This is a genomic window from Streptomyces sp. NBC_01465 (assembly GCF_036227325.1).
In the GTDB taxonomy this organism is placed as follows: domain Bacteria; phylum Actinomycetota; class Actinomycetes; order Streptomycetales; family Streptomycetaceae; genus Streptomyces.
Map to the genome: position 1 here is coordinate 8,504,363 of NZ_CP109467.1, position 15,207 is coordinate 8,519,569.

Annotated in this window: 13 protein-coding genes; 7 read left to right on the forward strand and 6 right to left on the reverse strand. The window is 70.5% G+C overall.

Going from position 1 to position 15,207, the window contains the following annotated elements:
- Positions 1-124: 124 nt before the first annotated feature.
- Entirely contained in the window at positions 125-871 is a 747-nt protein-coding gene (locus OG707_RS39415; RefSeq protein ID WP_329126770.1) for a dienelactone hydrolase family protein, read from the reverse strand.
- Positions 872-1,096: 225 nt separating this feature from the next.
- Positions 1,097-2,185 (reverse strand): MerR family transcriptional regulator, encoded by a 1,089-nt coding sequence (locus OG707_RS39420; protein ID WP_329128210.1) that lies wholly within the window; start codon positions 2,183-2,185, stop codon positions 1,097-1,099.
- Positions 2,186-2,307: 122 nt separating this feature from the next.
- Here OG707_RS39420 and OG707_RS39425 point away from each other — a divergent pair, with 122 nt between their 5' ends.
- Entirely contained in the window at positions 2,308-3,204 is an 897-nt protein-coding gene (locus OG707_RS39425; RefSeq protein ID WP_329126771.1) for a fructosamine kinase family protein, read from the forward strand.
- A 142-nt stretch (positions 3,205-3,346) separates the two neighbouring features.
- On the forward strand, positions 3,347-4,789 hold the full coding sequence (locus OG707_RS39430; protein ID WP_329126773.1) for a hypothetical protein: 1,443 nt from the start codon (positions 3,347-3,349) through the stop codon (positions 4,787-4,789).
- Here the strand turns inward: OG707_RS39430 and OG707_RS39435 are convergent.
- From OG707_RS39435 to OG707_RS39450, 4 genes are all read right to left on the reverse strand, one after another.
- Positions 4,771-5,571 carry a S1 family peptidase gene (locus OG707_RS39435; RefSeq protein ID WP_329126774.1) on the reverse strand — a complete coding sequence of 267 codons (801 nt, stop codon included), beginning with the start codon at positions 5,569-5,571 and terminating at the stop codon, positions 4,771-4,773. The two genes, OG707_RS39430 and OG707_RS39435, sit on opposite strands and share 19 nt — an antisense overlap.
- A gap of 52 nt (positions 5,572-5,623) precedes the next feature.
- The gene (locus tag OG707_RS39440) at positions 5,624-6,463 is read right to left on the reverse strand and encodes a hypothetical protein (protein ID WP_329126775.1); all 840 of its coding nucleotides are present in this window, start codon (positions 6,461-6,463) and stop codon (positions 5,624-5,626) included.
- A 149-nt stretch (positions 6,464-6,612) separates the two neighbouring features.
- Positions 6,613-7,119 carry a hypothetical protein gene (locus OG707_RS39445; RefSeq protein WP_329126776.1) on the reverse strand — a complete coding sequence of 169 codons (507 nt, stop codon included), beginning with the start codon at positions 7,117-7,119 and terminating at the stop codon, positions 6,613-6,615.
- Positions 7,120-7,155: 36 nt separating this feature from the next.
- Positions 7,156-7,800 carry a TetR/AcrR family transcriptional regulator gene (locus OG707_RS39450; RefSeq protein ID WP_329126777.1) on the reverse strand — a complete coding sequence of 215 codons (645 nt, stop codon included), beginning with the start codon at positions 7,798-7,800 and terminating at the stop codon, positions 7,156-7,158.
- Positions 7,801-7,936: 136 nt separating this feature from the next.
- Here OG707_RS39450 and OG707_RS39455 point away from each other — a divergent pair, with 136 nt between their 5' ends.
- The 5 genes from OG707_RS39455 to OG707_RS39475 are packed head-to-tail and all read left to right on the forward strand — an operon-like array spanning position 7,937 to position 15,196.
- Positions 7,937-9,400, forward strand: coding sequence for an MFS transporter (locus OG707_RS39455; protein WP_329126779.1), 1,464 nt, complete (start codon positions 7,937-7,939; stop codon positions 9,398-9,400).
- Complete coding sequence (locus OG707_RS39460; RefSeq protein ID WP_329126781.1) at positions 9,397-10,311, forward strand: TauD/TfdA dioxygenase family protein; 915 nt, start codon at positions 9,397-9,399, stop codon at positions 10,309-10,311. The genes OG707_RS39455 and OG707_RS39460 overlap by 4 nt, the downstream gene beginning before the upstream one ends.
- A gap of 28 nt (positions 10,312-10,339) precedes the next feature.
- Entirely contained in the window at positions 10,340-11,374 is a 1,035-nt protein-coding gene (locus OG707_RS39465; RefSeq protein ID WP_329126782.1) for a TIGR03617 family F420-dependent LLM class oxidoreductase, read from the forward strand.
- The gene (locus OG707_RS39470; protein ID WP_329126783.1) at positions 11,367-12,158 is read left to right on the forward strand and encodes an enoyl-CoA hydratase/isomerase family protein; all 792 of its coding nucleotides are present in this window, start codon (positions 11,367-11,369) and stop codon (positions 12,156-12,158) included. The genes OG707_RS39465 and OG707_RS39470 overlap by 8 nt, the downstream gene beginning before the upstream one ends.
- A 56-nt stretch (positions 12,159-12,214) precedes the next feature.
- The gene (locus tag OG707_RS39475) at positions 12,215-15,196 is read left to right on the forward strand and encodes a helix-turn-helix transcriptional regulator (protein ID WP_329126785.1); all 2,982 of its coding nucleotides are present in this window, start codon (positions 12,215-12,217) and stop codon (positions 15,194-15,196) included.
- Positions 15,197-15,207: the final 11 nt, after the last annotated feature.

The window sequence follows — 15,207 nt, forward strand, 5'->3', positions numbered from 1 at the left end:
GCAGGTCATACATGGTTTCTGACCGCCCTCAGGCGATCATGTCAGCGTCCAGCAGCGATTTCAGGGCCGTAGACGACCGACTCGCAGGCGCGGGCTTGTCGCATCCCCACAACTATGAGAAACCTCAGCCGGTGACCAAGGTGCTGTCGAGGAGGGCCAGGAGACGGTCCCAATGACGCTTCGCCCCAGTGGGGTCGAAGGCGTCGGTGTCGGACATCGTGAAGCCGTGGACGGTACCGGGGTAGATCTCGGAGGTGTACTCGACCCCCGCGGCGTCCAGGGCCTGGTTGAGCTCGACGAGGGCCGCGGGCGTCAGGTCGGTTTCGGCATGACCGAGATGGACCTGCGCGGTGATCCTGGAGAGGAAGCGGTGCAGACTGTCGGATCCCCCGGCCACCACCGGCCCGTGGAATCCGGCGACAGCGGCCACCTGATCGGGGTGGGCCGCGGCGGTACGCATCGCCAGGAGGCCGCCGATGCAGTATCCGGTCACCGCCACCGGTCCGGCCTCGACCTCGGGCCGGGTCGTGAGGAACCCGAGGAAGGCATCCGCGTCGCTCAGGATCCGTTCGTCGGTGTGCGTCCCGATCAGCGACATCAGCCGGGGCATGACCGAGGCCCGTACCTCTTCGCCGATGTGCTCGGGAAGGTCGATCAGCGGTGCCGGGCCGTGCCGGTAGAAGTAGTGGGGGACGAGCACGTAGTACCCGTGCCGGGCCAGTTCGAGGGCCATTTCGCGCAGCACGGGGCGGATGCCGAAGCCGTCGGCGTACATCAGCACCCCGGGATGCCGGCCGCCGTGGTCGGGGAAGGCGGCGAATGCGTCGGCCCGGCCGTCCGCGGTGGGAATGTGCAGCGTTTTGATGGGCATGAGGTCTCCTGTCGTGGTTGACGTGCAGAGCTGTGGTCAACACGACAGGAGGCGGTGCCCGCGCAACAGCGCCGGCACCGGCCCGTACGGCGCTCAGAGGAGCGCCGGGTCACCAATCCGTGTGTGGCGCGAGGCCGTCCCGGTAGTCATCGCCGCACAACCTAGCCCACCCCAAAGGACCGAGGCCAGCCCCGCACGGCCGACGGCCTCCGCCCTCAAGGCAGTTCAGGCCACGAGCAGACGCAGCCCGAGTTCCGCCGCGTCGAGTGCGACGAGGTCGCGGTTGCGCTCGGCCCACCGTCCGGAGGAAAGGTCCTCGCGGAGTCCGTCGACCGCCCGCTGCTCGGCCTCCGGCCCGACCCTGGTCCACACCGAAACAGCACGGCGCACCTGCTCGTCCAGGTACGCCTCGGGCCGGCGCCAGTACGCCTCGAAGAAGCCGTCGGCGCAGTCCCACGGGACGAGCACCGGTTCCGCCCGGCCCCCGATCGCCCGGGTCAGGTCGGCCAGGGAAGGCCAGTCGACGAGCAGATCGGCGAATTCAGGCAGATAGTCGCGGGTGAGCCAGAACCTCTCACGCCGCCCGGCGTCACTGGCGTCGTACGTGAACACCACCACCCGGCGGGCCACTCGCCGCATCTCCCGCAGGCCCGCGATCGGGTCCTGCCAGTGGTGAACGGTGCTGAAGGCCATCGCGGCGTCGAAGGACTGGTCCTCGAACGGCAGGCTCTCCGCGGCGGCGGCCACGCACGGCGCCGCGCCCGCGGGGCGTTGCGCCCGCATGACCGCCGACGGCTCGACCGCGGTCACGTCGCGGTCGGTGGGCTCGTAGGAGCCGGTGCCGGCCCCGACGTTCAGTACGGTACGAGCGTCGCCGAGCGCGTCCCAGACCTTCGCGGCGATCCGCGGCTCGGTGCGCCGCGTCGCGGGGTAGGCGGATCCGATGGTGTCGTACAACTGCGCGCCAAACACTGTGAGTTGCTCCTCTGGTGTTGTCCTGATCCCCATGGCCCGCGCCTCCAGCTCCCTGTCGATGGCCGTCACCATGGCCGCGGCGCGGTCGCGCTGTTCCAGCATCAGGCCGCGCAGCCGGCGCAGGCGCACGACCGCGTCGGTGGCCGGGTCGTCGACCAGATCCGCGATCTCGCGCAGTCCGAAGCCCAGCCGCCGGTGGGCGAGCACTTCCCGCAGTCGCTCGACGTCGTCCGCCGAGTAGGCCCGGTACCCGGCCGCGGTCCGCGCGGACGGCTGTACGAGGCCGATCTCGTCATAGTGATGCAGCGTTCGGACGCTCACTCCGGCCAGTTCGGCCACGCGTCCCACGGTCAGGTGCTCATCCACGGCACCGACTATGCGGCCTCACGCCGCGTGAGGGTCAAGCAATGCGGGAGGGGCGCCGCCCAGGCCGATGAAAGAGGCGCCGGTTTGCCCATGCTATGAATCGGGTCGTGCCGAATGAACAGATACTCGCCGACCGCCTGCGCGAAGCAGGATATGCAGCAAAAGAGGTACGGGGGGCCGTCGGTGGCGCGGTCGCCGTCGCGGGACTGGTGACGCTCGAAGACGGCACCGAATTGTTCGCAAAGACTCTGACAGGACCGGACCAGGACGTATTCCCGGTCGAATCAACCGGCTTGTCCGAACTCCGCAACGTGGGTGGGGCCGGCACACCGGAGGTCCTGTGGGCCTCGCCGCGCCTGCTGGTGCTCGAGAAGATGCAGCCGCGCCGAGGGGACGACGAGGACTTCTGGGAGCAACTGGCCCGGATGGTGGCCGCCTTGCACCAGTCCACTGTCTCGGACCGGTTCGGCTGGCACCGCGACGGTTGGCTCGGCCGCCTGCGCCAGGACAACACCTGGGAGAGGGACGGCCACACCTTCTTCGGGGAGCGCCGCATCCTGCGCTGGCTTTCCGAGCCGCTGGTCGAGGCCACATTCGATCGTGAGGACAGGCAGGCTCTGGAACGGCTGTGCGCGGCCCTGCCCGAACTGATTCCCCCTCAGCCCGCATGCCTGACCCACGGCGATCTGTGGCAGGAGAACATCGTCGCCACGCGTACGGGGGCGCCGGTGCTCATCGACCCCGCCGTGTCCTACAGCTGGCCCGAGGCCGACCTCAGCATGCTGTGGTGCTCACCGCGTTCGGCCGCGACGGAGCGCTTCTTCGCGGTGTACCAGGAGATTGCCCCGCTCCAGGACGGCTGGCAGGAGCGGATGCCCCTCCTCCATCTTCGGGAGCATCTCAGCGCCATTGCCCATGGCGACGACAGCTGGGGTGCGGTCGACGCCGTACGGAAGGCCATCGCACCTTTCCGGCGCGGCGCCGGCGCGTAAACCTCCGCGCGGCGACTCCGAGTTGGACTCAACTACCCCGGCTGCATAGGGTCATCGGCGGCATGACATGTCCGTGCCACCACTGTGCAGATGTAACCGCCGACGAGTACGTACGCGGCGGGCAACGGGGAAGGAACCACCCTTGAAGAGACGTTTCACAGCGATACTCGCGAGCGCGGCCACGGCCGCGCTCGCTCTGCTCGGGCCGAACAGCGCACCGGCCCAGGCCGCGGACGACCCGGGGCTGGCGCTGAACAACTTCGTACTGCGGCCGATCCACAACGAAGCTTCCTTGGTCAAGCTCAACAACGACCTGAAGGCGGACCTCCCGACCGTCGGGGTCAATCAGATCCTTCAGGACGCGGACAGCAACCAGGGGACGTGGTCGACGGGCGTCTGCAACAAGGCGGCGACGCCTTCGGGGGATCCGGAAGGGTTCAGCAGCAGCTTCTGCTTCGACGACGACGATGCGGGGGAGGTCGGCACTTCGGAGTGGCGGCCCCAGGGCGTGACGAGCGTCGCCGACGCCGACGAGGATCAGATCTGGGGCGATCCCGCCGGCGGCTGGAACCCGGCCGACCACAAGCCGATGATCGTCACCTGGTACCACCTGGACGACGAAGGTGCCTCCACCCCTGACAACGACGGCAAGGACACCAGCGTCAAGGGCGCGCGCATCAGCATCATCGACCGGAACACCGGCAAATACGCGCATGTCCTGCTTGTGTACCCCTACGACAACGTCAATGACAATGCCAGTTACATGAGCCTGCGCACCTCGCAGCACTACGGCAAGGGCTCCCTGCACGCCGGTGGCATCGTCTGGTACGGCTACAAGCTGTACGTGCCCGACACCGCCCGTGGGTTCCGCGTGTTCGACCTGCGCGACATCATGGACCTCAAGGCAGCCGGCGACAAAGCCGATCTGAGCAAGAAGTTGATGGTCGGCCGCCAGGACAACGTCTACTACTCCCACGGCTACCGTTACGTCCTGCCCGAGAGCTCCGGCTGGACCAACACCACCTGTGACGACCTTGATTACCCCAACGGCCTTCCCGTCTGCGACATGCAGGACGAGCAGGTGAAGTGCACCGAGAATGACATCACCCCGAGGACCAGCTACGCCAGCCTGGACCGCTCCGAGGCCACCCGGCACATCGTGAGCGGCGAGTGGTGCGAACAGGGCAACGCGGTGAACGCGAAGACCACGGGCCGGGTCATCCGCTGGCCGATGCAGACCTCCGGTGGCATTCCGCAGACGGACGCAAGCGGCAACTGGCGGGCCGACGCGGCCTATCGCATCCCCTATGAGGCGGGCTGGGCCCAGAACGGGACCGTCCAGGGCGCAGCCGTGATCAACAAGACCTGGTATCTGAGCCAGAGTTACGGCTCCGGCACCACCGGACACTTGATCGTGGCGAACCAGCCCGGCTCCAGCACAGGAAATCTCACCGCCGCCGGGCAACCACGTCGCGCCGCGATCGGGGTCGAAGACCTCTCTGTGTGGCCGCAGTCCGGTACGGACATCATCTGGACCGTCACCGAATTTCCGAAGAAGCGCATGCTCTACTCCGTCACCGAGTAGGAGTGAGGAAGGCTGCCGCATGATGCGGGCGCAGCATGCGGCAGCCTTGCCGGACGCGTGACGGAGCGGATCCAGGAGAGCTGCTGGGAGATCTCTCCGGCCTCGGCGATCTTCTCCCGGTCGGAGCCGTCGAAGACACCGACCAGGGTCTCCCGCCCGCGCGGCGCGATGCTCATCACAGGGCCTCCGGAGTCGCCGCCGGCGGGGATTCCGGACACCTTCTCCATGCAGAAGTCTGATCCGCCCGGTGCGGTGTAGCCCGCGCAGCGAGGGTCGTCGGTCCGTACGACCCTCAGCTGCGCCTGCTTGAGGACGGGGGACTGGCAGGTGTTCTCGTCCCCGGCGCAGGTGGCGCCCCACCCGTACTGCCGCACCTCTTGCCCCGGGCGGACAGGGGCTGTGGCCAGTCGCGCCGGACGGATCTTCATCGGCGGAACCTTGATGAGCAGCATGTCGGCCTGCGCGCTCCCCGCCCGTTTCCCGGGCAGCGGACGGACCGTGGCGCCCTTCCTCACGTCGAGGTTGCCGACGCGGAAGGAGATCCGCAGGGCGGCGACCGGCTGTCCCTGCTCGAAGAAGCAGTGCGACGCGCCGAGGATCCACTCGCGGGTGATCGCCGTTCCGGTGCACGTCGGTTTGCCGTCGATGAACGTGCGTACCGCCCACGGCGCGTAGGTGCTCTTCGCCCCGCCGATGACGGCGGCGGCCGGCGACGGCGACATCACCGCGCTCGCCGGCACCAGCAGGACAGTCAGCAGCAGACCACGAACCCGATGCACCATGCCGACCAAGCTAGTCGACACAGACCACCCGGCAGCGGACCTCGTACGAGCGTCACGGGCTGGAGGGGGCCTTCCTCAGGACGTAGAGGTCCTCGGAGTCCGGGTCCCCGATGAACCGGTAGAGAGTGGGCCGCTCCGGTGTTCCGCCCACGTTCCAGGGCTCGTTCGAGCACTCTCGCACGTCGATGTCGGCCTCCTGGTCCCAGGTGGTTTTCCCCGTCCTGTACGTCCACGTGCCCTCGCCCGCGCACTTCTTCACCACGGCGTCGAAGTCGTATTGCTCCACCCGGCGCGCGGTGAGGCGTCCGTCCGAGGTGAACGTCAGGGTTCCGCCCCGGCCGTCCGACCACTCCCCGACGAGGGCTGCCCGGGAGAGCGCCGGCGGGCGGTACTCGTGCACCAGGCCCGTCGCGAAGGCGACGGTTCCCAGAACGACGGTGCAGAGCACGGCGAGCACGCCCCAGCCGGCCACCGGGACGAACACGCGCGGGTTCCGCGAGCGGCACACCAGAGCAGGTACGGCAAGGGCGACCGCGGTCACCGCCCACCACAGGAGGAAGGCGGACACCTCCGCGGAACCGGCCAGGGCGAAGCCCACGATGCAGACGGCCAAGGCGACGGCCGCCGATGCCGGCGCCACCCACCACCACACCTCCCGCCCGCCGAACCGGCGCCCGAGCGCGCCGCTCAGCCACACCGCCGGAAGGACCAGGACAAACGAGATCAACGCGCCGATCATCGTGCCCGGCATCACCAGAAAGACGGGCAGGATCACCCACCCCAGCGCGTTGATGCCGGTGTCGGGCGACTCCAGGGTCAGCAGGTAAAACCCGTGGACCACCAGCACGCACAGCACTTCGGCGAGCAGCACCGCCATCGAGATCAGCTGCATCCGCCCAACGGTCTGTATCCGCCCCGCCATCGCCGAACCCCCCTCGGGCACACCGCAGGAACGCGGACGACCAACCGGGCGACCGCGGCAGGGCCATCCTGCCAGAGGAAGTGAACGTGTTCAATTCTGTGGGATGGGGGCTGGAGCGCTCAGTCGTCGGCGATCTGCAGGGCCAGCACGAAGTGCTCGCCGTCCGTCCCCGCGAGCAAGCTGTCGAACAAGGGGGTGAGCCCGTTCACGGCGCCGCATTCGATGTCGTGGTTGGTCCACCAGGTGGCCTCCGATCCCTGCGATCCGAGCAGAGACACCACCCGCTCCGCGGCGCGCTCCGCGGTCTCGAGGGGCAGATGCCGGTGACTGGGCCAGAGCAGGTCGACGGCGGCGACCCGGGCGAGAAACGAGGCGGCCTCGGGCGTCTCCACCGGTTCCAGTGCGGCGCAGATTTCGGGGACCGGCGGCGGTGCGTACCCGGTCAGGAAGCGCTGCCAGGACTCGTCCTGGGCGATCGCGGCCAGCAGCATGCGGATGCGGCCCGCCAGCTCGGGCAGATCGGGTTGCGGCTCGGTGAAGCGACCGGCTGCCACGAACACCCGCATCGGTGTGGACAGTTCCGCCAGGCCGGCTTCCAGCTCTGCCAGTACCTCCAAGGACTTCACGGCGTGATTCTGCCCCACCGGCGGTCGCGGGCAGATTCAGGGCCCGGTGATGATCGCTTCGCCCACGTCGACGAGGTGAGCCACGAAGTCGTCATGGGGCGTCAACGGGCCCGAGTCGGCTGTCGCGATCAAGCTCTCCCGGTCCGCCAGCGCGTGTGTGACAAAGCTGGCCAGGAACATCCAGCGTTCATGACGCCGCTGCGGGGGGAGCCGGCCGAGTCCGCCGATCACGCGCCGCTGCACCTCGGTCCACTGGCCCGGGCGGCCCTGCCCGTAGCGCAGTTCCGCGATGAGCTGCCCGACTTCGCGGTCACTGAACGCCTGCGCCAGGAACCGGAGATACCAGCTGGGCCGCCCCGGCTCACCGAGGTGCGCCGCCAGGGGCAGGACCAGGGCCTCGACGAGCGTGCGGGCCTCGAGGGCCGCACCCTCGCTTCGCTCTGCTTCGGCCTCGGCGAGGTACGCCGTCCGTGCCTCGTCGGCCGGCAGCATGCGCCGGGCGATGACGGCCTCCAGCAACGCCGACTTCGAGCCGAAGTGGTAGCGCACGGCCCCGGTGTTGCGCTGTCCGGCCGCCGCGCCGATCTCGCGCAGCGACACCCCGTTCACGCCGCGCTCCGCGTACAGGCGCTCCGCCACGTCGAGCAGCAGCTGCCGGGTGGTGCGGGTGCGCGCGTTCATGCGCGGGAATCTAGCGCGCCGTACGGCGCAGCTGCAGAGCGGGAGCCGTACGGGAACCTGTCGTGCCGCGCCCATGGACATCTTTAACTCAGGCGAGTTAACTCCCCAACGCTCCCCGGCAGAAGGGACGACGCCTGTGCCACCCCCTTCCGCGATCCGCCGCGTCGCAGTCCTCGTGGTCCTGGTCCTGCTGACCGAGACAGCCCCGTTGGAGATCAGCCTGGTCTATCCGGCGGTCCCGTCGTTGTCCCGTGAGTTCGGGGCTGCGGCCGCCGCGATGGTGGTGGCCGTGGTCAGCCTCTCCGCTGCCATGAGCATCCCGTTGACCGGGAGGCTCGCCGACCGCCTCGGCATCAAGCGCCTGATGCTGGCGTGCAGCGGGACATTCGCCGCCGGCTCCCTGTTGTGCGCCCTCGCCAACGGGCTTCCGATGCTGGTGACGGGCCGGATCCTGCAGGGCTCGATCGGCGGGCTGCTCGCCTTGTCGTACGCCCTGGTGCGCAAGGTCTTCCCGCCGTCGGAGGTGCCACTCGTCCTCGGCATCGCCGCGACGGGCATCGGCGTGAGCGGGGTCGCCGCCCCCTTCCTCGGCGGTCGCCTCACCGATGCGTACGGGTTCCGCGGCGTCTTCTGGTTCCTGCTGGTCCTCGTCCTGGTGATGCTGCCGTGTGCCGCCCTGGTCCTGCCGCGCGACCGGCCGACGCCCGGATCTGCCTCCCGCCCACGGCAACCACTGGACATGCCAGGGGTGCTGTTGCTCGGCGCCGCGCTGTGCGCCGCGCTGATCGGGATCGGGCGGAGTTCCACCGTCGGCTGGACCGCCAGGGAGGTGCCCGCCTCTCTCACCGGCGCGATCCTCCTCGGCCTGGTTTTCGTACGCCGCGAACGGCGCCTGGCACGGGCCGGCGTCGAACCCGCCGTGGACCTCGAACTTCTGACCTCATCCGGGATGCGCTTCACGCTGCCGCTCGCCGCGCTCGGGACGGCGGTGGTCGCCACCGTGGGCTTCCTGCTGCCGCAGATGATCCAGAACGAGCAGGACATCGGGGCACTGGACGCGGCGCTGTGGACCCTTCCCCTCGGCGTGACCACGCTGATCGGTGGTCCGCTCGGCGGCATGATCGCCCGGCGGCAGAGCCCGCGCCGTGCGGCGATGTCCGCCACCGCCCTGCTCACCACGGCAGCACTCGGCCTCGCCGTGCTGCCGCACGACCGGATCCAACTCGGGCTGCTCTCGGCCGTGTTCGGGCTGGGCCTCGGCCTGCAGTACCCGGCGCTGTCGAATCTGGTCACCGAGGCCGTACCGATCGCCCGCGCCGCCATCGGCACGGCCCTGCTCGCCGCCTGCAGCCAACTCGGCGCCGGGGCAGGAGTCGTCCTGCTCGGCGGGTTGCGCGGCACCACCGGGCCTTCCTCACCCGCCGCGTACAGCCACGGCTACCTGGCCTGCACGGTCTGCGGCGCACTCGCCTTCACGACGGCCGCACTGATGCGCCACGGCCGAACGCCGGCGACCGGCGGCAGCGCCGCGCCCCAGCGGGACCCCGACTCTCCCACCACGTACGCACCCTCTCCCGCCACGAAGGAGACGCCCGCATGACCGGCACCCCGCCTGACACCGCCACCACCGCTGCCCCTGTCCACACGGTCGTCCCGCCCCTGACCCCACGGAAGTTCCGGCCCGGGGGAGCCGACACCACCCCGCACACGTACGAGCACCTGAGGCTCACCCCGCAGACGCGGACGATCGGCGCTCGGGTGGACGGCCTGGACCCGGCCGCACCGCTGGATGCCGGGACCCGGGCCGAGCTGCAGCAAGCGCTGCTGGAGTGGAAGGTCCTGTTCTTCTACGGGCAGGAGCTGACGGCCGGTCAACACCGGGGTTTCGCCGGGGTGTTCGGCACCCCCGAACGGGACCACCCCTTCCTGCCGAGCGCGGGCGACCCCCATGTCGTGAGGCTGTCGCACGACGGGCAGCACCCCGGCACCGAGAACATCTGGCACAGCGACATGAGCTTCTCGCCGCAGCCGCCTCGGGGGTCGGTGCTGCGCGCCGTGGAGGTGCCCGCGACCGGCGGCGACACCCTGTGGGCCGACATGGCAGCCGCCTACGACGGGCTGCCCGGCGCGGTACGGCGGCGGATCGCGGACCTGCGTGCCGTGCACGAGATCCCGCAGGCCCCCGGTGCTGTCGGCGCCGCACGGGCCAGGCTGCAGCCCGTCGAGCACCCGGTGGTACGGACGCATCCGGAAACCGGCCGCCAACTCCTCTACGTCAACCGGGTCTTCACGTCCCGGATCGTAGGGCTCCCCACGCAGGCGAGCCGGGAACTGCTCGACCTCCTGACCCGCCAGGCCGACTACCCCGAATACCAAGTACGCCTGCACTGGGAACCCGGCACGGTGGCCGTCTGGGACAACCGGGCGACGCAGCACTACGCCGTGTCCGACTACTTCCCTGACCGCCGGGTCATGGAGCGCGTCACACTGGTCGGCGACTGCCCTGCCTGACCACTGCGACGATGCGTGGGAGAAGACCGTGACGAACCGCCTGCCCGTCGACACGCAACTGGTGGCCCCGCTCGGAGAGGAGGGCACCGCTGCCCGGCGCCTCAAGGAGCAGGGCTTCGACGGCGCGTTCACCTTCGAGGGCGGACACGATGTGTTCTTCCCTCTCGTGACCGCCGCCCGGGAGGGTACGGGCCTCGACCTCATGACCAACATCGCGGTGGCGCTGCCTCGTTCACCCGTACATCTGGCGCATGCGGCGTGGGATCTCCAGCAACTCTCCGGAGGACGTTTCCGGTTGGGCCTCGGCAGCCAGGTCAAGACGCATGTCGCCCGCAGGCACGGGGCACAGTTCGACCCGCCGGTCGGCCGCATGCGTGAATGGATTGCCGCGACCAAAGCCGTACTGGACTGCTGGGCCTCCGGCGAACCGCTCGCCTTCGAGGGCCGTTTCACCAGCCACACCGTCATGCCGCCGACCTTCCGGCCCGCGCCCTCGCCGCATTCAGTTCCGCCTGTGCTGCTGGCGGCACTCGGACCGAAGATGACCGCGGCCGCCGGGGAGGTGGCCGACGGGCTGCTGGTGATGCCGTTCAACAGTGCCCGGCACGTACGCGAGCGCACCCTCCCCGCGCTCGCCAAGGGTCTCGCCGCGGCAGGGAGGCCTCCGCTGGGAGGCGAAGGAGACACCTTCACGGTGGTGGCCGAGGTGATCGTAGGGTGCGGCCGGAACGAGCGGGAACTGGCCGAGGCGAAGGCCGGCGTTCGCCGCCTGCTGGCGTTCTACGCCTCGACTCCCGCCTATCGTCCGGTACTTGAGGTGCACGGCTGGGCCGACCTCCAGCCCGTACTCCAGGACTTGACCCGTGCCGGCCGGTGGAGGGAACTGCCCGACGCGATCGACGACACCATGCTGCACACCCTCGCCGCGGTCGGTTCGCCCAAGGAGGTGGCTGCCGAGATCCACGCCCGCTGGCAGGGGCTGGCCACCCGGCTGGCCTTCTACCAGCCGTACGCCGCCGACCCAGACACCACCGGGGAGCTCTTGGCGGCGATCCGTGACTGAGGTGCGCGTCGAGGTCGATCCGGTGGGGGTGGCTGTGATCACCCTGGACGGCGAGGAGCGGCTGAACGCGCTCTCCGGCGCAGCCCTTCGCGACCTCGGTGCGGCCTATCGCCGCTGCGACGCCGACGACGCCGTGCGCGCCGTCGTCCTCACCGGTGCAGGGCGGGCATTCTGCGCAGGCGCCGACCTCTCCGCACAGGCACGGTCCTTCGATGCACCGACGGGCGACTTCACGGCCTCGCCGGTACGGCCACCGGCCTGGCGGGTGCGCAAACTTGTGATCGCCGCGATCCAGGGTCACGCCATCGGTATCGGCCTCACGATCGCGCTGCAGTGCGACGTCCGGCTCGTCGCCGAAGACGCCAAGCTGGCCGTCCCGCAGGTGCGGCGCGGCATGATCGGTGACTGCCAGTCCCATTTCACTCTGCGTCATGCGGTCGGCCTCGCCGTCGCCGCGGACCTGCTGCTGACCGGACGGACACTGACCGGACAGGAGGCCGCAGACCGCGGTATCGCCAGCCGCGCTCTGCCGGCCGCCGACGTACTGCCGACGGCGATGGCGCTCGCCCGCGAGGTGGCGACCGAGGCCAACCCCGCCTCGGTCGCCCTGAGCAAACGACTGCTGTGGGCCGATCTGGATCTCGACGCCGTCGAACACGAGGAGACGCTCGCCCACCTCGTCCTCCTGGGTACGGACGGCGCCGGGGAGGGAGCCGCGGCATGGCGCGAGCGCCGCTCGCCGATCTGGAAGGGGAAGGCAGGCGACCACACGGACCCCGCATGAAGTCCGTCATCCGCCCACCCACGGGCCGCACTGGCCGGACGTGCTTGGATGGGGCCGTGGCCCAGACATTCGATACACCGTTCGTCGGCCGGGCGGACGAACTCGCCCGGCTCACCGGCGTGCTGGAACGGGCCACGGCCGGCGACCCGCGCGCCGTCCTCGTGGCCGGTGACGCCGGCGTCGGCAAGACCCGCACACTGACGGTGGCCGCAGCCCACGCCGCCGCCACCGGGATGACCGTGCTGACCGGCCACTGCGTGGACCTTGGGGACGTCGGCCTGCCCTACCTCCCGTTCACGGAGATCCTCGGCGCGGCCGCCGCCGACCAACAGCTCGCCCCGGCCTTCGCCGCGTACCCCGCGGTGGAACGTCTCATCGGCACGGCCGCGGGGGCCGGGACGGCGCCCGACGCCGGCAGTCGCCTTCAGCTCTTCGAGGGCATCGCCGGCCTCCTCGCCGACCTGACCACCCTGGCCCCGCTCCTCCTCGTCATCGAAGACCTCCACTGGGCGGACCAGTCCTCCCGCGACCTGCTCCGCTTTCTGCTCAGCCGGGGCGTCCTCCAGCGGCCCACGGCCGGAGGCCCGCCCCACCGGCTCGCGGTCTTCGCCTCGTACCGCGCCGACGACCTGCACCGCCGTCACCCGCTGCGGCCCCTGCTCGCCGAGCTGGTCAGGCTGCCCGCCGTCGACCGGCTGGATCTGCGCCCGCTGGCCGACGAGGACGTCGCCCGGCTCGTGTACGCGCAACACACGGGGCCCGTCTCCGACAGTACGGTTCGCCGCATCGTCGACCGCGCCGAGGGAAACGCCTTCTACGCCGAGGAGTTGCTTGCCGCGCTTCCCGAAGGCGACCAGCAGAGCGCCGGTTCCGCCGCCCTGCCCAGTGCCCTCGCCGACGTCCTCCTCATCAGGATCGAGCAGCTGACCGAGACCGCCCAGCAGGTCCTGCGCACGGCCGCCGTGGCGGGACGCCGGGTCGGCCACGATCTGCTGCGCGACGCCGTACAACTGCCCCAGGAGGAACTGGAGTCGGCGTTGCGCGAGGCGGTCGGGCACCAACTGCTGCTGCCCGACGGCGACGCGACGTACTCCTTCCGGCACGCCCTCACCCGCGAGGCCGTCTACTCGGATCTGCTGCCCGGCGAACGCGTCCGGCTGCACGGGGTGTTCGCAGCCCTCCTCGCGGGCGAAGGCCGTTCGGCGAGCAGCGCCGCTCAGCGAGCCCATCACTCACGCGAGAGCCACGACCTGGCCGACGCGCTGGCGGCCTCCATCGAAGCCGCCGACCACGCCCAGCGCCTCCACGCACCCGCCGAGGAGCTGCGCCACCTGGAGACTGCGCTCGAACTGTGGGCCGTGGTGGACCCATCCGCCCACCCCGAACCCGGCGACCCGGTCACGCTCACCCTGCGCGCCTCGGCCGCCGCCGCACACGCCGGCGATCCCCATCGTGCGGTCCAGCTCACCCGCGCCGCGCTCGCCCGGGCCGGATCCGAGGCCGACTCCGAACTCGCCGCCCGGGTGCGCTACACCCTCGCGGGCAACCTGATACGGATCGACAACCTGCAGGCCGCGTTCACGTACAGCAGCGAGGCACTCGGACTGATCCCGGCCGAACCGCCCACGCGTACCTGGGTATGGGCGGCTGCGACTCACGTCATGGCCGCCCGTTACGTGGGCCGTGACAAGGACGCCGAGCGTGTCGCCCGTCAGGCCCTGGCCGTCGCCGAGCATCTGCGACTGGCCGACGCCCAGGCCGATCTGGTGATCTCGCTGGTCGGTCTGGAGGCGTACAACCGGCGTACGCCGCAGGGCCGGGAAAAGCTCCTGCGGGCCCGTGACCTCGCCCGCACCGCCGGGAACCTCCAAGTGGAGATGCGGGCGCTCTACAACCTCGCGATCGGCTGCTACGAGTGCGGTGAACTCGACCCCTGCCTGACCTGGATCAGCGAAGGACTGGACCGCGCCCGCCGCGCCGGCCTCGTCTCCTCGCCGTACGCCGTGGAGCTGCGCTATCTGCAGTCCCTGCTGCTCTACACGCTGGGTCGCTGGGAGGAGTGCACGCGAACGGCCGCCGCCGACGTCGCCCTTCTCACCGCCTCCTCCGGGTTCGCGACAGCACCCGCGCTGTACGTCGCCCTGGCGCAGGGCGACTTCGATGCAGCAGTCAGCGGCGCCCGCGCCCTGCTCGACGGCCCCCCGGACTGGATGGCCGCGCTCGTCGCGAGCATCGTGCTGACCGACGCCGCGGCGCTGCGCGGCGACGCCGAGGACTGCGTACGACAGATGGACGCCGCGGTCGAGGCACTCTCGGAGAACGCGGGATCCGAGCGGCCCGATGCCATGGTGCGGCTCGCAGCCCTCACCCTGTCGGCCGTCGCGGACGCGGCGGAGGAGTCCCGTCTGTCCGGCGACGTGACGGGCGTCGCGCGCTGGACGGACACCGCGGCCGAACTGGTGGAACTGGCCCGGAGCACAGCGGCCCAGGGCGAGGACGGAACCGAGCAGGGACCCGAGGGCCTGGCCTGGCTGGCCCGTGCCGAGGCCGAGACCGTACGCGCTGACACCGGCCCCGACGTCGCCGCCTGGGAGCGAGCCGTGAACGCGTTCGGCTACGGAGAACCGTACGAACTGGCCCGCTGCCAACGGCGGCTCGCAGAGGCCCTGCTCACCGCCGGCCGCCGCGACGAGGCCGCCGAACAGGCCCACGCGGCCCGCGACACGGCCGACCGGCTCGGCGCCGTGCCGCTGCGCGAAACGCTCGACGCCCTGATGCGGCGCGGCCGCCTCGCCGACGCACCGGCTGGCGACGACCGGATCGCCGCCCTGACCGCTCGGGAGAGCGAGGTCCTGCGGCTTCTCGGTCGGGGCCGCACCAACCGGCAGATCGGCGAAGAGCTGTACATCAGCGGCAAGACGGCAAGCGTCCACGTCTCCAACATCCTCACCAAGCTGGGCGCCACGAGCCGTACCGAAGCCGTGGGCATCGCCTACCGCGAGGGTCTGATCGAGCCGGAGACCAGCGCGACGAGCTGAGCGGCGACCAA